This window comes from Thiothrix sp. UBA5583 (genome assembly GCA_002425225.1).
Classification (GTDB): Bacteria; Pseudomonadota; Gammaproteobacteria; order Thiotrichales; family Thiotrichaceae; genus Thiothrix; species Thiothrix moscowensis.
In genome coordinates this window covers 146,427-165,477 of sequence record DILV01000009.1, presented here as the reverse complement: position 1 = coordinate 165,477, position 19,051 = coordinate 146,427, and the positions used below count along the sequence as shown (strand labels likewise).

Below are 19,051 nucleotides of genomic sequence, written 5' to 3'. Positions count from 1 at the left end.
CCTCATGGGATACTCGCCGTGAATGTTACCCGCCCGTTATACTGCCCGGCGGGGTACAAAGTGGCATTGTCGTAACTAAAAACCAGCACATTGGACATTTTCGCACTGCCTTTGTTGTCGTTACCCACACCCGGCGTTCCGGTCAGAAACTGTGCCAGCAACTGGGAACCCGTACCGGAAAAAGCGCCATCCTGAATATCCTGCCCAACAAAGTTTCCCACATCCTTGTTATAGGAAATCCAGCTAACCGTGGAAGCCGGAATGATGGCTGCCCCACAACCACTGCCTGCCACACAGGGGAACCCGGCAGAAGAATCCACACTCAGGCTGACGGTTACGCCACTACCTCCCCCCCCCGTCACTTTGGGGACTCTGGTATCAACCTCCACCAGCACCCCATTTGCCTGATTAGTCGCAGGCGCGTCAGTAATTCCTGTGACCGGAATCCTGCTGGAACTAACATTACTGCCAGTGACATCAAACGTTACCCGGTTCACTACCCCTACAAGTGGCGAACCTACCGTCATGGTAAGCTGGCGAGGCTGGTTGTTGCCGAGATTGGGGCTATACAGCAAGACAGCGCTAGCACTGCCAGTCGACAGTACCAGCATCATCCCGATTACCAGAGGCCATCTGCGGCAACACACAGCTCACCCCCCACTACAACGTGGTTGCTGTATAAGTGGTTGTCTGTGTATGCGTTCCTGCGGCTGCATTCGCCAAAGCGCTACCGGCAATGGAATACGTCCAGGTTCCTGCCAGCAAGGTATTTTTGGCCACAGACACCGTAGAGCCACACGCAGTACTTGTGCCTGGATGCCCCAATGTTCCAGAGCTGCTGACTGCCACGTTGGCAGAAGTCAGGCCAAAAGCACTGGTAAACTGGGTGTTGGCGGTCGTGGAACAAGTCAGTTCCCCGCCACCGGCTGAATTAGTCCAGACCAGTGCATTCAAATCCTGCCCGGCTGCATCTGCAAACAGGGGAACAGCACCATCCCAGGTAGCTGCCTTGCCGCTGCCGTCCGCTCCGAGCGTTGCACCAGGCAAAGTGTTGATGGTGGGGGATGCACTGAAAGTTAGCGTGTCAATGGTCGCACCTGCTGTACCAACCCGTAACAGGATCAACTTGGGGACATTGACGGTGACTTTGGCCTGCGCCGTGGCAGACACCTGACCAGTACCAGCACTACCATAACCAAAAGTACTGTCAGCCAAGGCTTTGCCAGCCAATAATACGCTCGCCACTACAACAATGGCTGATATTTTTTTAATCATATCCACAAATAACCTCTTATTTTTTATGATTAATAAAGGTGAATAATTAATGCTAATTATATAGGGTTAGTCTATGAGATAAAGTTTTTGGTTCAACCACTTATCCATTTATTTTTATTAGAGGAATATTTGTACGCACCTGTCCACGCAATGGAACATTAATTTCCGAACCGGCGGTTTCACCTTCACCCCACGGCAAAGGAACCGTATCCAGATTCAAACCCAGCGAATGCTTGCCCACCGTAACCGCATTGAAACGGAACCCTCCCGTGGCATCTGTTGTAACCCGGTAAGTTCCGTCCAGTACCACCTCCACATTCGGTACACTGGCTTCATCCACCTGATACTCACCATCCTGATTGGCATCAACAAACACGACACCACTGACCTCACCACTGCCAGCCGACTTCCCCCCCAACTTCTGGTAAGGTTTGCCACTGGTTTGTTGCCAGCGCAAATAGGCATACGCCTGTTTGTCATTGGTACGCATGATGGAGGGTTCCAGCAGGGAATTACCGCTGAAATCAACCCGCGCCTGATTAAGGCTGAGTGCTCCCCCTAGTTGCCACTCATTCCCCAAAGCATATTCGGTTGCCAACGTACCAGCTACACCCTGACTAGTCGACAGGTTGCTAGTACGCGAGGTGTAACGCAGATTACCACTGACATTCCAGTCTGCATCCAGCCAGTAGCGGGCACTGACTGCTGCTGTCGGGTAAATCTGTGTCTCCCCGGCACTACGGTCATGGGCAATACCCAAGGTGGTAGTCAGTTCAGGACGCATGGTTTCATATTTGCCGCTAATCCAGTTCTGTTCCCACTGGATTTCATCGCCAGTAGCGGTAGCACCGTTACTGACCAGGGTTTCATTACGGTGCAAGGTGGCACTGAAACGACTGCGCCCAAATTGCCTGAAACGGGTCTGGTAATGGACATTCAGGTTGGCACTGCGCGAGCCACCACGGCTGCCACTCACAGTATTACCATCCGCTTGCAGGTTGTGCGCCTGCAAACTGCCGCCCAGCATGTCGTCACGGTTGAAACGGTATTGGGCATGTGCATTCAGGCCAACCCGCTGGGAATTGGCGACACTGAGATTACCTGTTGGGGTATATTGCTCGACTTCCAGCCCCCCCCCCAGATTCAGGCGTGAACCACTATGGTCAACCCGCCAGAAAGCCCCACGACTGCCAGACAGCAGCCGGTTATCCCCAAAGTGCAAATTGCTGTCACCGGAATAAGCACCCAGTTCATGCCGGTAACGCCCTTGTTCGAAACCGGCTTCCACAAAGATGCCTTTAGCCCCCTGATTTCTGCCCGTCACCACAGCGGAAGCCTTGCTACTGACCACAGTTGCCCGCACATTCAACCTTCCGCCATTGGCCTGCTGTTTGCGATAGCCCAGTGAAGCCGCCACGCTGGAGACATCTTCCGTACCATTCGAAGTAGTAATGCCATTGGCATCCGTAACCGGAATATCTTTTGCCTGATTGACCTGCACTCCTGCCAGCAAGTTTTCCCCTACACGCTGGCTATACCCCAACCATGACAATTTGCCTTGCGTAGCCTCGAAAGCGGGGTAAGGGCTGCCAAGTAGTTCACCACGTACCCCCGTACCTGCCCGCAGGTCAAATTTCTCACTGTATACATGAGTGCCCACTCCACGTACCGGACTGGTTCCCAGTGCAACCCGGTAATTGCGCCCCAATGCCTGGGTAACTTCACTACCAATATCACCAACCGCAGTGTCTGCCAACACATTAGTCATCACCGGCAAGCCAAGATTACGCACGGTTGCCCGCACATTTTTCGGTTTGCCATCCACGCTCCCGATATTGATGGCTGTTTGGTCATCAGCACGCCCACGCGCATCCACTTGCCAGACAAATTCGCCTAGATCCATGGTTTCATGCCGGTATTCGAGCCGAACTCCAGCACTTCCGGCACGCTGAACCTGATTTTCTGAAACGGCACTACTAGCAAGATCCACTCGGCTTTCCAGCACCACAGAACGCAAGCCTTCCGCTTCATCACCGCCATCCCCGCTGCTATCAGCCTCTTCCTCTGCCAGTTCGGCAAGGTCACGGGAATCCATCACATTGTCCTGATAAGCCCTGGGTTTGTCGGCAAGCAGCTTCTTCAGGTGCTCCTGCTCTGCCTCAAAACTGTCGAGGGATTCAATCGTGGCTGACACGCTGTCGGTATCAATGACCATGCCTGAACTAGCATCGCTGGCTAATGCCTGTTGCCCACCCAATAAAACGGGCACAACCACCACGTACACAAACCTGTGCTGTCTGGAAAAAATAAACGACTCCCCCATAACCCTGTTCTATTTTTATACTTATAAAACATGCGCATAAGAGCGCCCCATGCTTTCCAGCATTACACCCGTTTTTTCTGCCGTCAAAATTAGGCCGATGAACGGCATAGTCTTTTTTTTATTACAGCGATGTTACCGTATGCATGGTATTGCCGTTGTTATTTGCGCTACAGCGCCCGATATTACTGACATCACCTGCATCTGCTTCACAAGAAACAACTTTGCTGACACTCGTATCCCAAGCAATATTGGATTTGGCGACAACCTCATCACCATCCACACTCAGGAACACCCGCACAGGCACAACCACAGAAATCCTGACTTGTGCAGAAGCACTGGCACTCCCCTCCAACGCATGGGCAACCGCACTGTCAGCCAGTGAAAATGAACCATTCCCCACCATCATGGCGACGAAAGCAAAAGGGATAACATGTTTGTAAGCGCCTTGCATGATGCTCACCCCCTATATCCTTGGATTGAAACATTCAATTTCAGTATAGATTCAATTTGTACATTTTCTATTACGGGATCTTGATAAAAAGCACATTTCAAGCGAAGAAAGTTTATAATTCGACGACCAGCCACCAAAGAGACACAAAACAATCATGGAACGCAAAGAACCCGGTCATAAAGAGCGCGGCGCTGACAAGGTTGCCCGTATTCCCATCAAGGTTGAACCAACCACCGAATTCCGCCGAAAACCTGCCTGGATCAAGGCCAAAGCCCCGACCACGCCGGAAGTCAAACGCCTGAAAGCCATCCTGCGTGAACAGAAACTGCATACGGTTTGTGAAGAAGCCTCCTGCCCCAATCTGGGCGAATGCTTTACCCACGGCACGGCTACTTTCATGATCATGGGTGACATTTGTACCCGCCGCTGCCCGTTCTGTGACGTATCCCACGGCAAACCGTTGCCACTGGATGAAAACGAGCCGCAAAACATGGCAGAAACCATCAAGGCGATGGGCTTGCGTTATGTGGTGATTACCTCGGTTGACCGCGATGATCTGCGAGATGGAGGGGCGGAACACTTCGTCAAATGCATCCAGACTGCCCGCGAGTTGAACCCCAATCTCAAAATTGAAATCCTGACGCCTGATTTCCGGGGTCGCATGGAAATTGCCCTGCAAATCCTCGAAACCGCCCCACCGGACGTATTCAACCACAATATGGAAACCGTGCCGCGTCTGTACAAGCAATCGCGCCCTGGTGCCGATTACCAGTATTCACTGACACTGATCAAAGAATTCAAGAAACTGTTCCCGCACATTCCCAGCAAATCCGGTCTGATGCTGGGGCTGGGTGAAACCAAGCAAGAAGTGATCGCCACCATGCAAGACTTGCGTGACCACGATTGCGACATGCTGACCCTTGGGCAATACCTGCAACCGACCCGCCACCACTTGCCGGTTGACCGTTTTGTCAGCCCGGAAGAATTTGCGGAACTGGCGGAAATCGGCAAGGCAATGGGCTTTACCCAAGTTGCCAGCGGGCCGATGGTGCGTTCATCCTATCACGCCGACCAACAAGCGGCGGGCGTGTTGTAAACAACTAACCCGGATCAGCCAGTTACGCCCATTGGCGGGTTAGATCCGGGTGTACCTTGCGGTAGGCTTCCAGCAGACGCTGGTGCATGTCACAGCCGTACAATTCCAGCGTAGGTGCTGTAATTCCCCAGAAACGCAATTCGCCGGACAGCAGCGCCTGTGCCTGTTGCAGGGTTTGTTTGCCATACAACAGACCAATGTTGGGGGTGTAACCTTGTGGGTCATCCATGTCCAGCAAGGCTTCAATGCAGCGGTAGACGCGGCGGCGGTTCTCATCCAGTTGCTCGAAATGACGCACCCACTGGCAACCCTCACGAATCGCTTCCTCATCACCCATCACCAGTGCCAGCAGGGTTTTGAGTTCAGCCACCCGCAGGTCAGCCCACAGTGAACCGGCATCCGGGGCAAGCCCGATCAGGGCAGCCACCGGTTGGTGATCATCCAACCCCAGTTCCTCAATGGTGTCAAACAGCTCAACGCATTGTTCCTCATCCAGTTCCGGCAGGTTCAGAATGGCTTCACGCACCGCATTGCCGGTACTGTTGTTATCCCATTCCAGATCCTCCGCCTGATAGATTTCGGACATTTCCGGCACGACAATGCGACAGGCATACACCCCTAGGTGTTCGTAATCCATGATGTAGATGTCGTAATCGTCGGCATGGATGCGATCCAGCAGATACTGGCATTCTTCTTCAGTGGAGCCTGCGAAATTCCAGTCGACGAATTCATGATCCGGCTCACTCCACAGGAAATCCCAGTGTACCGGGCCACTGGAGTCGATGAAGTGGGTTTCCAGATTTTGTGGTGAAGCAACATCTTCCAGCTCGAAACTGGGTTCGGAAAAACCGGCGAGGCGATCCAGCGCCCGACCTTGCAACAGTTCGGTCAGGGAACGTTCCAGTGCCACTTCAAAACGCGGGTGAGCGCCGAAGCTGGCATACAGCCCCTGGTCTTCCGGGTTGAGCAGGGTCACGCACATGACCGGGTACTCCCCGCCCAGCGACGCATCTTTCACCAGAATGCCGAAACCGGCAGAACGCAATTCCTCAATCCCGGCCTGAATGTGCGGATACCGGGCAATAACCTCTTCCGGTACATCCGGCAGACAGATACCCTCGGCAATAATGCGGAACTTGATGTGGCGCTCGAAAATTTCCGACAACGCTTGGGTGCGGGCTTCGGTTTTGGTGTTACCTGCTGACATGCCGTTGCTAACGTACAGGTTGCCAATCACATTGACCGGGAACCACACAGTTTCACCATCACGCTGGCGCACGTAAGGCACTGCGCAAATGCCGCGTTCCTCATTGCCGGAATTCAGGTCAACCAGCTTACTGGCTTCCAGGGACGACTCCGGGTCGTAAAAAGCCAGGCTGTCTTCGTCCAGCAAGCCTTCCGGCAGGCTGCCATCATCCGTGAGCGGAAACCATTGCTCCTGTGGGTAATGCACGAAATTGCTGCTGGCGATGGTTTTGCCCAGATAGAAATCTGCCCAGAAATAGTTGGTACTGAGGCGCTCGAAATATTCCCCCAGCGCACTGGCCAGGGCGGCTTTTTCCGAAGCGCCTTTGCCATTGGTAAACAGCATGGGGCAGTCACGGTCACGGATATGCACCGACCAGACGTTGGCGACCGGGTTGAGCCAGGATGCCTCCTCAATGTTGAAGCCAATGTTTTGCAGTTTTGCCAGCATGGAAGCGATGGATGTTTCCAGAGCGGCATCTTTGCCGGGAATAAAGGTTTGTGTTTGCATGTGAACTCTTTAACTGACCAGTCGTCGAATAGTTGAAGCATTCTAGCGCAGCGCACAATTCATCGTCGGAAATTTCAGTGAAATCGGATATATTTATGGGAATTCAAACCCTTTATACCACCGCAAATTCATGCGAGGACTTTTTGGTGTCACGGACAGACCGCCGCTGGCAAACCGGCTTATTCACCCTACTGTCGATTCTGGCCTTAGCGCTGCTGATCTGGTTTGGTCTCAACTATGCCAGCCGGGTACAAGCCGAAGTAACAGCAGGTGATTTGCCACAACTGCGCGAAACCTTGCTAGCAGATACTACCAGCCTGCGGGGCAATTGGTTGCGCACGCTTAACCCGGCAGTGCAGGATGTACAGGGTGATCTGGTCTGGAACGCCAGCACCCAGCAAGGCGTGATGCGGTTCGTGGATTTGCCGCCCCCTGAATCAGGCACGTTCTACCAATTGTGGCTGTATGACTCGCGTGGTGAACATGCCGAGCCGGTATCCGGTGCGGTTTTCCGGCAAAGTTCTAGTAGCGGTGAATGGTTTGTACCGATCAAGACAGCAGTGGAAGTGCTGGAACCTTACAAGTTTGAATTGAAGCAGGAATCAGACACTGCGGGTGTTCCCGCCCAAATCCTGCTGATGGTACAGCCATGAGGGTTATTTAACCCCCTGTTTCGGCTTTGTTATGCTTGCGGCTTTCTGGATTTGCAGGCAACACCACACCATGAGCGACAATACCCCGGTTGAATTTACTGCTGGCACGGATTCCCGCCAGTTGCTGAAACACGAACTCGCCCAGCGTCAGGCACAACTGATGCGGCTGACTCCCGCCAGTGATCCGCTAGAACGTGCCGGTGTGCAATACGAAATCGCTGAAATAATGCTGGAACTGGAAGAGCCGGGAATGCGTGAAGCGGCCTGGGGCATGACTCGTGAAGCGTTCGAGATTTACCGTGACCATGAAATGTGGGAAGACGCAGTACGCTGCTGTGACGTGCTGTTCCGCTGCGACCTGCCTGCCTCCATACCCGCGCTGGGCAATGGTTTGTGGCTGGCGGTGGCCTACCCGATTGATCCGCAGCTTTCGGTTGCCATGCTCAACCACCTGATTGATTCCACCCCGGCAACCGCAGATGGTGCCGCAGTCGCTGCTGCCGTAGCGCATTACATTGCCGACCTGCGCCTGCAAGGGGAAAAGCGTGACAGCCTGATGTTCCTGACCGCTGCCATGTTGGGCAAGGTGGCAGAACGTCACAGCAATGTCAGTTCGCAGGAAGCCATGAATGTGTGGTTGAACCGGCTGGGTTTGCTTGACCCGGCGGTATTCCTGCCACGCCTAGGGCAAGTGATTGATGCCATTGTGGAAAACCAGTGGTGGTATGACCGGGATGAGTTGCGTTCGCGCCTGCCTGTGCATTGATTGCTACCTGCAACTGTGTGAAATGACACAGCAAGATGGGTTATTTCACACAGTTTCATTAGTTAATGATAATTTTAATTATTTTAAAAACAACGACTTGTCACTTGGCACACGAGTTGCTAACAGGCACGGGACATCGACAGCTTTAAAGGTTTCCCCATGCAACGTTCCCTGACCCGTGTGACATTACTGAGTTCCTTGCTAATCCTGAGTGCCTCTGCTTTGGCAGAAGACACGCTGGTGGTTGACATCAAAGCCAGCAAGAAAGTTACCCCTAACGAAACCCAGCCAAAAGCAGCAGAACGTCGCCCCGTCTTGCCTGCGGATGGTGGCGATTTCCTCAAGCAATTGAATGGTGTCTCCGGCAGCCGTTTTGGCGGGCGCGGAATTGAGCCAATCATTCGCGGTCAATCCCAAACCCAGTTGAATGTGTTACTGGATGGCGCTTATATCCACGGCGGCTGCCCCAACCGGATGGATCCGCCTGCCAGCTATGCAGCACTCGAAACCTATGAGAGCGTCAAGGTAGAAAAAGGCGTGCAAAGCCTACAACACGGTTCCGGCGGCAGTGGTGGCACGGTGCTGTTTGAGCGTGATACCCGCAACCAGATTGACCCGGAAGACGGCCTGAGCGGCAAGGTTTCCCTGACTGGCAGCAATAACGGCATCAAGCACGACCTGTCCGCAGATGTCACCAAAGGCGGGGAAAAGGGCTATGTCCGTGTTTTCGCGCAGGATCGCGATGCCGACAATTACGAAGACGGTGATGGCAAGAAAGTCAACAGTGCTTATAAACACAAGCAAGGTGGCATTGTGTTGGGGGCAACGCCGACCCAAGACCGTTTGTTTGAATACAGTTACGAAAATAACGATTTTTCCGATGCCCTCTACCCTGGTGCTGGCATGGATAGCCCCACTGAAAAGGCTGACATCCACCGTCTCAAATATCAGGACAAGTTCGATGGCGCAGTCAAAAGCATTGATGCCGAAGCCTATGCCAGCAACGTTGAGCACGTGATGGACAACTACAGCTTGCGTACCAACATGGGCATGAAAATGTCTGTCCCCACCACTTCTGACACAACCGGCGGCAAACTGGTACTGACTTCCAAGGCAGGCAACCACACCGCCGTGACTTACGGCCTGAACGTACAGAACCGCGAACGCAACGCCACCATGAAGAACATTACCACAGGCATGGATGCTTCACTGATGTGGCCCGGAGCAACCACCGACCAGACCGGCCTATTTGCAGAAGCAGAAACCAAACTGGGGGAGAGCAGCAAGCTCAAATACGGCCTGCGCGTCGATCAAGTCAAGGCATCTGCCAGCAAGGTCAACACGTTGGTAGGTGGACGTACAGCCAATCAGAATTACACCGCAGTTTACGGCTATGGTGCTACCGACAAAAAAGAAACCAACACAGGTGGATTGTTGCGTTACGAAAAAGCCCTGAATGAAAACACCACCGTCTTTACCGGCGTTAGCCGCAGCGTGCGTACTGCGGATGAAACCGAGCGTTACATCAACAAATGGGGGGCGACAGGTGCTGACCGCTGGGTCGGCAACCCGAACATCAAACCGGAAAAACACAACCAGCTTGACCTCGGCGTCAGCCAGCACAAAGGCAATGTCCGCTGGACAGGCACCGTTTTCGCCGATCAGGTAGACGATTTTATCCTGCGCGACAAACTGACCAGTGGTGCGCATTCAGGGGCGCAAATCTACCGTAATGTCGATGCCAAATTGTACGGTGTGGAACTGGGTGCTGAAACCAAACTGAGCCAGAAAGTGAAACTGTCAGGTGATGTCGCTTACGTCAAACGCACCAACACCACTGACAACCGACCGATTGCCCAGACCCCGCCAGTCAATGGCAAGGTTCAACTCGATTACAACGGTGAGAAATGGGGTGGTGGCACACGGGTACGTTTCGCCAACGGACAAAGCAACATCGACACAGCCATGCTCGGCGCAACCGAAGTTGGCGAAAGCTCAGGTTATGGTGTGCTGGATGCTTACGGGCGCTACAACATCAGCAAAAATACCAAAGTCCGCTTTGGTGTCGACAACGTATTCGACAAGACCTATGCTGAACACGTCAGTCGTCGCAATCTGGACTTGAACGGAACCATTGAGCGCGTCAACGAACCAGGCCGTACTGCATGGCTAAAACTGGAAACCGAATTCTAATGATCAGGAGTACAAACATGAAACCATTATTCCGGGCTGCCGTTCTGGGCAGCATTCTGGCACTGACCACGGCCTGTCAGGCAGATAACGAAGCACCCAAAAAGGCTCCAGCCGCTCAAGCCGCAAGCACCGCAGCCAGCAGCATCAAGGTAGAGAATGCTTTCGCACGCGCTGTCCCGGCAGGGCAAGCCAACAGCGCCGCATTCCTGACGCTGGTAAACACTTCTGATACTGCCCGCAGTGTCAAGTCGGCCACCAGCCCGGTAGCGGCAACCGTGGAACTGCATACCCATACCAACAACAACGGGGTTATGGAAATGCGCCAGATCCCACAAATTGACGTGCCAGCCAAAGGCACTACCGAACTGAAACCCGGTGGTTTGCACATCATGCTGATTGGCCTGAAACAGGAACTGAAACCCGGTGAAAATGCTGCACTCACCCTGACTTTTGATGACGGCAGCACTACCACCGTCAACGCATCCATCAAGGACATCACTCCCCCTGCCGGAGCAGGTGGAATGCAACACCATTAAGCTATTCTGATTTAGTGTTGTCCTTCAAGGGGTGCTTGTGCACCCCTTGTTTTCTAAGCAGTAGCACTGGGGACAAGCGGGCGGCACGCCCCCGGAATACGCCCAAAACCTACCAACCGTTTTTTCCAGTAACCTTCCAGCTTGCTGGTGGTAATGCTCTTGCCTGCACGCGGCGCGTGCACAAACTGGTTACGCCCCAGATACAAACCCACATGGCTCACCTTTTTGCCGCGTGTCCTGAAAAAGACCAGATCGCCTTTTTGTGCCTGTTCCTGTGGGACTTTTACCGCAGCCGCATATTGGGCAGCCGCAGTACGCGGGATATTGACCCCCGCACCTTGCTGGAAGGAATACTGGGTCAGGCCACTGCAATCAAAACCTTTCATCGGGGTGTTCCCCCCCCAGCAATACTGCGTGCCACGCTGGCGCAAAGCACAGAAAGCCACTTTATCCAAGGTGGTCGCGGGCTTGCTGGCATCCTGCGTGGTTGGAATAGCTGCAACTTGGGGTTTCTGAAGGGTGGTTTTATGCTGCTGTGAAACCGCTTTCTCGGCTTTTTTCTGTTTGCCGTCCGGGTCTGAGGTCTGCTGGAATGGCAACGCCTGTCGCGGCATGGAACTGCAACCTGCCATCGTCAGCATCGCCGACCCCAGCAGGGAATATTTCAAAGCCAACATCTTGTTACTTAACATGAAAGACACCTCCATCGCCTCTTGTCTGCTTAACAGTGTTGGAGAGGTGGAGTGGTTTCGCCAGTGTTTTCCTGACCTGAGGCGCGGAACAGGCGCTATGAGGGGCGTGTGATTTCAGACACGTTGGGAAAATACCGATCCAGGTCAGTTTCACCATTGACCGCAGCCAGCAAGCCATCCAGTGCACTGTTGATCAAGGCAGCATCCTGTTCACTGATGACCTCCCGCGCCGAACCCAGGAAATTCAGCACCCAGGTTCCGACAGGCTGCGAGCCGGTCAGCATCATGTTGACGATTTCATCGCCGTTGCGCCCCCGGCACAAGGCCACCAGATCACGGTCTTCGATTACCTGCACGGGAATGCCGATACACATGTACGAACCTCACTTTGGATTGAGTCTGCCGCCACAATACTGAACCCGGCTGCCCGATGTGTCAAATCACACAGTTACGCGCTCCACCCACTGGAGTAAAATGACCGGGTTTGCCTGCCACCCTATTGACGAAGGTAACGAATGGAATTTCTGCAAGCCAATCTGGATTATCTGGTACTCGGCACACTCGGCCTGATGAGCTTCATCATGTTGGCATTGGTCATTGAGCGCTATTTCTACCTCAACCGTGTCCAGGTACAACAGTTCGACCACATCGAAACCCTGAAAATTGACCTGACCCGCAACCTCACCACCATTTCCAGCATTGGCTCGAATGCGCCTTATGTAGGGCTGCTCGGCACGGTTCTTGGCATTCTGATCACCTTTTACAGCATGGGGCAAGGCGGCAAAATTGATGTCAACGGCATCATGCTGGGGCTGGCATTGGCACTGAAAGCAACCGCAGCAGGCTTGCTGGTGGCAATTCCGACGATCCTGTTTTACAACGCCCTGCTACGCAAGGTCGAGGTTCAGGTCGCTCGCTGGCAGGCATGGAAGGATGGCTGCAAGGCATGAAACGCTTTGATCAAATCAACATGATCCCTTTCATCGACATCATGCTGGTGCTATTGGCGATTGTCCTGACCACCGCCTCATTCATTTCACAAGGGCTGATCCCGGTGGATTTGCCCAAGGCGGAGCAAAGCGAGCAAGCCAAAGGCAATGAACACAGCCTGGAAATTGCCATCAATGCACACAACCAGATATTCCTTGATGGCAACCCCGTGACGGCGGAAACATTGGCGGAGCAATTGCAACCGCATCAAGCCCATGCCGCCACCATGCCCATTATCCTGCGGGTGGACAAAGCTGCTGCATTCGAGCATTTCATCGCGGTAGTAGATGTGCTGAAAGCCGGGAAGTTTGAGAAGATGTCTATCCAGGCTGAGCAAACACCGTGAAATACCATCTGACGGGTTACGGCGTTTCGGCCTTGGTACACACTGCCGTATTGCTGGCAGCATTGCCCGTGATGTTGTGGCAAGACAAACCGGGGAAAATGGGCGAACCCCAGCCGGTGCAATTGTCACTGGCGCAATTCGTGCCTGCCCCGCCAGCGCCGGTTGAGCCACCCGCCCCTCCGCCAGTCGCAGCACCACCCAAACCAGAACCCAAACCGGTTGAAAAACCCAAACCGGTCGAGAAGCCCAAACCCAAACCGCAACCCAAGCCGGTTGAAAAACCCAAGCCAAAACCGGAACCGCCCCCGATGGATACACCACCGGTTCAACCGCCAACGCCCCAGCCGAAGCCTGTGAAACCTGCCGCTGTACCCTCCCCTGCATCAGTGCCTGCGCCTCCGCCAGTTCCCGAACCGCGCACAGCAGTACCTGCCGAAGTTGCCGACAACAAGGCAGCAGAAGCTGCTTACAAAGCCCGCCTGCAAAACCTGATTGCCACCCGCAAGCAATACCCGCGCATGGCAGCAAAGGAAGAAATAGAAGGATCAGTGGTGGTGTCGTTCACCGTGATGCCGAATGGCAACATTACTGGCGCTCATGTGACGAAAAGTGCGGGCAATGACTGGCTGGACAAGGCGGCACTGCAAGCAGTCAGCGCTGCTTCAGGCGCGTTGCCCTTCCCGCCGGAAATCCACAAGCCACAGTGGACGTTCAGTGTAACCGTGAATTTCCGGCTGGATTGAAACAGCCCACCGCGTACTACGCCATCAGATTCTTTTTCAGGCGGTAATTGAGGGCATCGCGGCTGATACCCAACAGTCTGGCAGCATGGGTCTTGTTGTTGCCGGTACGTTCCAGCGCTTGGTTCAGCAGGTCACGCTCCAGATCCTCCAGATTCACCCCGGTTTCCGGCAGGTTAAAGGTGCTGCTTGCGGCGTGTGTTGGGGTGCGCATATCCGTTGGCAGATTGGTCAGGGCAATCTCGCGTCCTGCCAGCAGGATGCTCAGGCGTTCACACAGGTTGCGCAGTTCCCTTACATTGCCGTGCCACGCATAACGCGCCAAGTGCACACGGGCATCCCGATCCAAGGCAGCAATCGGCAAACGGTGCTGGGTCGCAAACTGGTGCAGGAAATGCTTTGTCAGCAGCTCAATATCTTCGCGGCGCTCACGCAAGGGTGGCAATTCCACGGGAACGATATTGAGACGATAGAACAGGTCGAGCCGGAATTCGCCGGTTTGCGCCATCGCGTACAAGTCACGATGGGTTGCGGCAAAAACACGTACATCCAAGTATTTGGGGCGAGAATCCCCCAGCGGCAGAACCTCGCCGGATTCAAGGAAACGCAACAGCTTGGCTTGCAGGTTGAGAGGCAATTCACCGATTTCATCCAGCAGCAACGTACCACCATCCGCTGCACCAATCAGACCCGCCTGATGGCTGTCTGCCCCGGTAAATGCACCTTTACGATGCCCAAACAGCAACGACTCTGCCAGACTTTCCGGCAAGGCTGCACAGTTCACCGTGATGAAAGGCTTGGCTCTGCGCGGGCTGGCAGCGTGCATGGCATGAGCAACCAGTTCCTTGCCCGTACCGGATTCGCCCGTGATCAGCACGCTGGCATCCGTCTGTGCAATCAGGTGTGCGGAACGCAATACAGCTTCCATTATCGGGGAGCGGGTGAGAATATCGTCAAACTGCATGGTCATGCCCGTGATTCAATGGTTTAAATGCATAAGCAGCATATTGTTAACACAAACCACACGGTATTGTCATGACATAGTTCAGGTTTGTCATGAATAACACATGAGCTGTTACCGGTATCCACGAACCGATGGCTGTTATTGTTTGATATAGGCTGCACGGTCTATCATCTGTCATGGTTGTTATTCAAGAGTTGTTATGTTGAAAGTGGCGTCATTTTTTGCCGGGATCGGCGGGTTTGACTTGGGCATGGAGCGGGCTGGAATGCAAGTCGTTTTCCAGTGCGAAGTCAATGCCTTTTGCCAGCAAGTATTGAAAAAGCACTGGCCAGATGTTCCATTGTATGGTGACATCAATACAGTTCAGCCAAACGATGTTCCCGCTGATACCCACGTGTGGTGCGGCGGGTTTCCTTGCCAAGACTTGTCCCTTGCCAACCAAGGCAAGCGCAAAGGATTAGAAGGTGAACGCAGTGGATTGTTCTTCCAGTATGCAGCACTCATTGCCGCTAGAAAACCCCGTTGGGTCATCATCGAAAACGTCCCCGGTCTGCTTAACAGCCACGAAGGCAAGGATTTCCGGGTTTTGCTCGAAAAGCTGGATGAACTCGGGTACGGCGTTTCGTGGCGAGTATTCGATGCAAAATATTTTGGAACACCCCAACGCCGTCGCCGTGTGTACCTTGTCGCAAGTCTTGGAAACCTCCGCTCCGCTGAAGTACTTTTTGAGCGAGGCCCACTTGCAATCGCTTATCGGGCGGGCATCGGCCAGAAAGAAGCCTTTGCCACAGAATCTGGAGACAGCGATCAGGAATCAGATTGCTATGCTATCCAGCACGCAGGCATTGGCCGCAAGCCAACAGCAGGCCCCCAAGCCAAAGGCTACCGCAACGACGGCGAATCCTACACCCTCGACAGCCGGGGAAGCGCGGATGCTGTATGTCAGGCGCTTGATGCCTTCCGAGTGCGAGAAGCTTCAGGGGTTTCCTCCGGGTTGGACGGAAATCGCTACCGGGCGGTAGGCAATGCCGTTTGTGTACATGTGGTGGAGTGGATTGGTCGTCGCCTGCTGGCTGTTGATGCCGAGTGGCAAGCCTCACTCCAGCGCGATGTAGGGTTCGGCAAACAGGCTGTTGCAGGGTGAACCCTGATTGGTGATAGCCTGTACGAATGAACCGTAGTTGGTAAACAGTGACCTCTCCATGTCGATTTTCAGAGCAATGGAATCAGGGGCGCAAGCAGGCCGTTCCATGACTTCGGTATCTTCCACAAATGTCAGTAGAGCCAGTGTCCAGTTGCTGCCTCGCAAATCCCGGAACTGGATAGTTTCCCGCAAGCGTGGCATCAGGTAACGCTCAATCATGGATCCAATGCAGAACACCATGCGTCCACCCGTCATCATTGCCACATTGCCTTTTACCAGAAACTGTTCCTGTTGCCTGCGCCATGCATTTGTTACAAGTGGCGCGGTTTTTTTCACCGGCTGAGCCAGTATGTCGGTAGTTGGTGTTGGTAATTTTTCCCATTGGTCGATATGGCGGGTCAATTCCCCGGTAGCAGTGGTTTCGCCACCACCCTGCATTTCCAAAATGACAGGACGATCGGGGGCTGCCAATGAAGCTAGATTTGGATGGCTTCGCCACATCACGTAATCGGCTGAGTAATCACTTTCTTCGGTGATTGGAATGGGTGTTTCCCGTTTGACCAATACTTCGTTTCTGCCAATTTCAGGGCTAAAAATGGTTTGGGCAACTTGGTGCAGAATGCCTTTTTGGTGTTCATTCAGTGGGGAGTTTTTGGGCGAGGTTGCACACAGTCGATGGGAACAAACAATCCACAGTTCCTGCGAATCTACATCCCGTACCGAACAAACAGGTTTGTTGCCGCGTGCAGCTTTGTCGCAGTGAGCATTCCGAAAAGGACAAGGAATTTTGGGGCGGGAAGCTACAGTTACAGGCGTGATGGCGATGCCAACGTCTGTTCTGATACCCAGATATTCTGCAACAACAACGGTCATGGCCCTTATCCTAATGTTTTAATTGTGTCCAATTATTGCACCAAATGAACATTCCTACTACAACATGTCTCCGTACTTTTCACAGGTAGTCTCACATGCATATCGGAATCGACCTCGGTGGAACCAAAATCGAAGCCCTGCTGCTGGATCGGCAAGGGCAGGAACTGTTCCGCAAGCGCCTGCCCACACCGCAAGGTCAATATGATGCGACCTTGCACACCATCCGCCAACTGGTGGAGGAAGCAGAGCAATACGCAGGCCAAACCTGTAGCGTGGGGATTGGCACACCCGGTGCGATTTCACCTGCTACTGGCCTGATGAAAAATGCCAATTCGGTGGTACTGAATGGCAAACCGGTACACACTGACCTCGCTGACCTGTTGCAGCGCACCATCCGTATTGAAAACGATGCCAACTGTTTTGCCCTTTCCGAAGCAACTGATGGGGCGGCGGCAGGTGCAAACGTTGTATTCGGCGTGATTGTGGGAACCGGTACTGGTGCGGGTGTGGTTGTGCATGGCAAGGTGTTGACCGGTGCAAATGCCATCGGTGGCGAATGGGGGCATAACCCTCTACCCTGGCCGGTGGCGGATGAATTACCCGGCAAAACCTGCTACTGCGGTAAACACGGCTGTATTGAAACCTGGCTTTCTGGCCCCGGTTTCGAGACAGAATACAGGCAGGCAACGTCTCTCACCCGCAAGGCTGCCGACATCGTGCAACTGGCTGACCACGGCGATACAGTGGCGGAACAGGTGATGCAGGCTTACGAAGAACGCATGGCGAAAAGCCTTGCTCACATCATCAATATCCTTGACCCTGACGTGATTGTGCTGGGGGGCGGCATGTCGAATATTGCCCGACTTTATCTCAACATACCGCAACGTTGGGGGCGTTATGTGTTTTCCGATCATGTCAGCACCCGCTTGCTGCCGCCCCGTTTTGGGGATTCCAGCGGCGTGCGGGGTGCAGCCTGGCTGGGTGCTAGCTACCTCCTCGGTAAAAGCGGTTGTTGACGTGTGGCTGGGCATTTTGTGTCACTTCCTGACGGGCAACCGTCAATTCCACCGAAGCTGTTTCTTGCGGTTCAAATCCGCCACCCCGGTAAAAACGGTTTTGGCGGGGTGGTACTGCCGTTTTTTCCGGTACAGGCAAGGCTTCCGGGATTGACGCCGGTTTGGGAGGAATAACCAGTTGAATTCCAAGCGCTTGCAAACCAAGCTGGTGGTCGATGGCGGCCTCTGGGCGGAAGGGAATACGCTGGTTTTCGGAAAAAGAACAGGAGCCGCCGCTGGCTTCCAACAGGCTGACAATAGCACTGGGGCCGTGATCGCGGCGGTGGGTGCAGTGGGTCAGCTTACCGCTTTCAATGAAAAATCGGCAGGAACTGTTCATGTCGGTGGCAATGAAAAATGTCCCTGTTTGCTTGTGTACCAGGATTTCAGCCAGACGATCCAGCATCTGGTGCAAGGTGAGCGATGAATTCCTTTCCATTTGAACCTCGTGGTGTTGTTGTGTTTATCGCTTCGCACTGAAAAGGAAGCAATAAACGTACCACTTGAGCAAAATCAGCAGGCAAAGGGGCATCCAGTATCAGGGGCATTCCGCTATGCGGGTGGATGCATTGCAGGCGGGCAGCGTGCAGCAACAGCCGCTGACTGGCAAATTGCTGGCGGAAAAACTGGTTGTGCTTGCCATTACCGTGGGTCGTATCACCCAGCAGGTGATGGGAAACATGCTTCATGTGGCGGCGAAGCTGGTGCTTGCGCCCTGTTTTGGGTTGCAATTCCACCAGTGAATAACGGCTGGACGGGTAACGGTCAACCGCAAACGGCAGTTCAAATGCCAGCAGACGCTGGTAATGGGTCACGGCAGGCTGCGCTGGTTTATCCTGCGTGGCGTTGGCATCAGCCAGTGCGTCCAACTCTTCCCTGAGTGGATGGTCGATACAGCCGGACTCTACGGTATGCCCACGCACGATGGCAAGGTAGGTTTTCCGTACCTGCCCGGCGGTGAACTGTTCCGTCAGCAGGCGGGCAGTTTCGCTATCGAGTGCAAACAACAACACCCCGGAGGTAGGTTTGTCGAGCCGGTGTACCGGGTAGACTTTCTGCCCAATCTGGTCGCGGGTCATCTGGATGGCAAACCGTGTTTCATGCCGGTCGATCAGGCTGCGGTGAACCAGCAAGCCCGAAGGTTTGTTGATGGCTACGAGGTGGGTATCGTGGTGGATAACGTCAAGCATGACCACAC

General features: G+C 53.9%; 21 protein-coding genes. 10 read left to right on the top strand and 11 right to left on the bottom strand.

The genetic code is table 11. The annotated features are described in order from the left end of the window. Positions 1-2 precede the first annotated feature (2 nt). From B2U47_RS03200 to B2U47_RS03185, 4 genes are all read right to left on the bottom strand, one after another. Entirely contained in the window at positions 3-614 is a 612-nt protein-coding gene (locus B2U47_RS03200) for a hypothetical protein (protein WP_296678527.1), read from the bottom strand. Between the two features lie 46 nt (positions 615-660). After that, a complete protein-coding gene (locus B2U47_RS03195; protein ID WP_296678525.1) occupies positions 661-1,281 on the bottom strand; it encodes a hypothetical protein in 621 nt (206 codons plus the stop codon). 94 nt (positions 1,282-1,375) lie between these two features. Beyond that, entirely contained in the window at positions 1,376-3,553 is a 2,178-nt protein-coding gene (locus B2U47_RS03190; protein WP_296678523.1) for a hypothetical protein, read from the bottom strand. 166 nt (positions 3,554-3,719) lie between these two features. After that, positions 3,720-4,058, bottom strand: a complete 339-nt coding sequence (locus B2U47_RS03185) for a hypothetical protein (protein WP_296678521.1) — start codon at positions 4,056-4,058, stop codon at positions 3,720-3,722. Positions 4,059-4,203: 145 nt separating this feature from the next. Here B2U47_RS03185 and lipA point away from each other — a divergent pair, with 145 nt between their 5' ends. Then, positions 4,204-5,145 carry a lipoyl synthase gene (gene lipA, locus B2U47_RS03180; protein WP_296678519.1) on the top strand — a complete coding sequence of 314 codons (942 nt, stop codon included), beginning with the start codon at positions 4,204-4,206 and terminating at the stop codon, positions 5,143-5,145. A 22-nt stretch (positions 5,146-5,167) separates the two neighbouring features. Here the strand turns inward: lipA and ycaO are convergent, their stop codons facing one another. Next, on the bottom strand, positions 5,168-6,901 hold the full coding sequence (ycaO, locus tag B2U47_RS03175; RefSeq protein ID WP_296678517.1) for a 30S ribosomal protein S12 methylthiotransferase accessory factor YcaO: 1,734 nt from the start codon (positions 6,899-6,901) through the stop codon (positions 5,168-5,170). Positions 6,902-7,047: 146 nt separating this feature from the next. Between ycaO and B2U47_RS03170 the strand changes: the two genes are divergently transcribed. From B2U47_RS03170 to B2U47_RS03155, 4 genes are all read left to right on the top strand, one after another. Then, the gene (locus B2U47_RS03170) at positions 7,048-7,554 is read left to right on the top strand and encodes an anti-sigma factor (RefSeq protein ID WP_296678514.1); all 507 of its coding nucleotides are present in this window, start codon (positions 7,048-7,050) and stop codon (positions 7,552-7,554) included. A gap of 70 nt (positions 7,555-7,624) precedes the next feature. Beyond that, the gene (locus tag B2U47_RS03165; RefSeq protein ID WP_296678512.1) at positions 7,625-8,320 is read left to right on the top strand and encodes a hypothetical protein; all 696 of its coding nucleotides are present in this window, start codon (positions 7,625-7,627) and stop codon (positions 8,318-8,320) included. Between the two features lie 159 nt (positions 8,321-8,479). Next, on the top strand, positions 8,480-10,513 hold the full coding sequence (locus tag B2U47_RS03160; RefSeq protein ID WP_296678510.1) for a TonB-dependent copper receptor: 2,034 nt from the start codon (positions 8,480-8,482) through the stop codon (positions 10,511-10,513). A gap of 17 nt (positions 10,514-10,530) precedes the next feature. Beyond that, positions 10,531-11,049, top strand: a complete 519-nt coding sequence (locus B2U47_RS03155; protein WP_296678509.1) for a copper chaperone PCu(A)C — start codon at positions 10,531-10,533, stop codon at positions 11,047-11,049. Positions 11,050-11,102: 53 nt separating this feature from the next. Here the strand turns inward: B2U47_RS03155 and B2U47_RS03150 are convergent, their stop codons facing one another. Together B2U47_RS03150 and B2U47_RS03145 are read right to left on the bottom strand one after the other, a co-directional pair. Beyond that, positions 11,103-11,741 (bottom strand): C40 family peptidase, encoded by a 639-nt coding sequence (locus B2U47_RS03150; RefSeq protein WP_296678507.1) that lies wholly within the window; start codon positions 11,739-11,741, stop codon positions 11,103-11,105. A 95-nt stretch (positions 11,742-11,836) separates the two neighbouring features. Further along, positions 11,837-12,115, bottom strand: a complete 279-nt coding sequence (locus tag B2U47_RS03145) for a HypC/HybG/HupF family hydrogenase formation chaperone (protein ID WP_296678506.1) — start codon at positions 12,113-12,115, stop codon at positions 11,837-11,839. 141 nt (positions 12,116-12,256) lie between these two features. Between B2U47_RS03145 and exbB the strand changes: the two genes are divergently transcribed. Genes exbB through B2U47_RS03130 form a run of 3 tightly spaced genes read left to right on the top strand, consistent with a single transcriptional unit; the run spans position 12,257 to position 13,820 of the window. After that, positions 12,257-12,691: a TonB-system energizer ExbB gene (exbB, locus tag B2U47_RS03140; RefSeq protein WP_296678504.1), complete on the top strand. Its 435-nt coding sequence runs from the start codon at positions 12,257-12,259 to the stop codon at positions 12,689-12,691. Beyond that, positions 12,688-13,077: a TonB system transport protein ExbD gene (gene exbD / locus B2U47_RS03135; RefSeq protein WP_296678502.1), complete on the top strand. Its 390-nt coding sequence runs from the start codon at positions 12,688-12,690 to the stop codon at positions 13,075-13,077. Before exbB ends, exbD begins: the two co-directional genes overlap by 4 nt. Next, the gene (locus B2U47_RS03130; protein WP_296678499.1) at positions 13,074-13,820 is read left to right on the top strand and encodes an energy transducer TonB; all 747 of its coding nucleotides are present in this window, start codon (positions 13,074-13,076) and stop codon (positions 13,818-13,820) included. Before exbD ends, B2U47_RS03130 begins: the two co-directional genes overlap by 4 nt. 16 nt (positions 13,821-13,836) lie before the next feature. Here B2U47_RS03130 and B2U47_RS03125 read toward each other — a convergent pair whose 3' ends face one another. Continuing rightward, positions 13,837-14,787, bottom strand: a complete 951-nt coding sequence (locus tag B2U47_RS03125; protein ID WP_296678497.1) for a sigma-54 interaction domain-containing protein — start codon at positions 14,785-14,787, stop codon at positions 13,837-13,839. Positions 14,788-14,980: 193 nt separating this feature from the next. On the opposite strand from B2U47_RS03125, the gene B2U47_RS03120 reads away from it, so the two are divergent. Continuing rightward, a complete protein-coding gene (locus B2U47_RS03120) occupies positions 14,981-15,925 on the top strand; it encodes a DNA cytosine methyltransferase (RefSeq protein ID WP_296678495.1) in 945 nt (314 codons plus the stop codon). Here the strand turns inward: B2U47_RS03120 and B2U47_RS03115 are convergent. Then, positions 15,878-16,798, bottom strand: a complete 921-nt coding sequence (locus B2U47_RS03115; protein WP_296678493.1) for a hypothetical protein — start codon at positions 16,796-16,798, stop codon at positions 15,878-15,880. The two genes, B2U47_RS03120 and B2U47_RS03115, sit on opposite strands and share 48 nt — an antisense overlap. A gap of 95 nt (positions 16,799-16,893) precedes the next feature. Between B2U47_RS03115 and B2U47_RS03110 the strand changes: the two genes are divergently transcribed. Beyond that, on the top strand, positions 16,894-17,814 hold the full coding sequence (locus B2U47_RS03110) for an ROK family protein (protein ID WP_296678491.1): 921 nt from the start codon (positions 16,894-16,896) through the stop codon (positions 17,812-17,814). Here the strand turns inward: B2U47_RS03110 and B2U47_RS03105 are convergent. Together B2U47_RS03105 and truC are read right to left on the bottom strand one after the other, a co-directional pair. Beyond that, positions 17,783-18,292, bottom strand: a complete 510-nt coding sequence (locus tag B2U47_RS03105) for a hypothetical protein (protein ID WP_296678489.1) — start codon at positions 18,290-18,292, stop codon at positions 17,783-17,785. The two genes, B2U47_RS03110 and B2U47_RS03105, sit on opposite strands and share 32 nt — an antisense overlap. Further along, a complete protein-coding gene (gene truC / locus B2U47_RS03100) occupies positions 18,240-19,043 on the bottom strand; it encodes a tRNA pseudouridine(65) synthase TruC (RefSeq protein ID WP_296678487.1) in 804 nt (267 codons plus the stop codon). The genes B2U47_RS03105 and truC overlap by 53 nt, the downstream gene beginning before the upstream one ends. Between the last annotated feature and the right edge of the window lie 8 nt (positions 19,044-19,051).

Bases quoted from the DNA above. Each gene is read 5' to 3' on its own strand.
- B2U47_RS03200 (WP_296678527.1), bottom strand. From the start codon at position 614: ATGATGCTGGTACTGTCGACTGGCAGTGCTAGCGCTGTCTTGCTGTAT.
- lipA (WP_296678519.1), top strand. From the start codon at position 4,204: ATGGAACGCAAAGAACCCGGTCATAAAGAGCGCGGCGCTGACAAGGTT.
- ycaO (WP_296678517.1), bottom strand. From the start codon at position 6,901: ATGCAAACACAAACCTTTATTCCCGGCAAAGATGCCGCTCTGGAAACA.
- B2U47_RS03165 (WP_296678512.1), top strand. From the start codon at position 7,625: ATGAGCGACAATACCCCGGTTGAATTTACTGCTGGCACGGATTCCCGC.
- B2U47_RS03160 (WP_296678510.1), top strand. From the start codon at position 8,480: ATGCAACGTTCCCTGACCCGTGTGACATTACTGAGTTCCTTGCTAATC.
- B2U47_RS03155 (WP_296678509.1), top strand. From the start codon at position 10,531: ATGAAACCATTATTCCGGGCTGCCGTTCTGGGCAGCATTCTGGCACTG.
- B2U47_RS03150 (WP_296678507.1), bottom strand. From the start codon at position 11,741: ATGTTAAGTAACAAGATGTTGGCTTTGAAATATTCCCTGCTGGGGTCG.
- B2U47_RS03145 (WP_296678506.1), bottom strand. From the start codon at position 12,115: ATGTGTATCGGCATTCCCGTGCAGGTAATCGAAGACCGTGATCTGGTG.
- exbB (WP_296678504.1), top strand. From the start codon at position 12,257: ATGGAATTTCTGCAAGCCAATCTGGATTATCTGGTACTCGGCACACTC.
- exbD (WP_296678502.1), top strand. From the start codon at position 12,688: ATGAAACGCTTTGATCAAATCAACATGATCCCTTTCATCGACATCATG.
- B2U47_RS03125 (WP_296678497.1), bottom strand. From the start codon at position 14,787: ATGACCATGCAGTTTGACGATATTCTCACCCGCTCCCCGATAATGGAA.
- B2U47_RS03120 (WP_296678495.1), top strand. From the start codon at position 14,981: ATGTTGAAAGTGGCGTCATTTTTTGCCGGGATCGGCGGGTTTGACTTG.
- B2U47_RS03115 (WP_296678493.1), bottom strand. From the start codon at position 16,798: ATGACCGTTGTTGTTGCAGAATATCTGGGTATCAGAACAGACGTTGGC.
- B2U47_RS03110 (WP_296678491.1), top strand. From the start codon at position 16,894: ATGCATATCGGAATCGACCTCGGTGGAACCAAAATCGAAGCCCTGCTG.
- B2U47_RS03105 (WP_296678489.1), bottom strand. From the start codon at position 18,292: ATGGAAAGGAATTCATCGCTCACCTTGCACCAGATGCTGGATCGTCTG.
- truC (WP_296678487.1), bottom strand. From the start codon at position 19,043: ATGCTTGACGTTATCCACCACGATACCCACCTCGTAGCCATCAACAAA.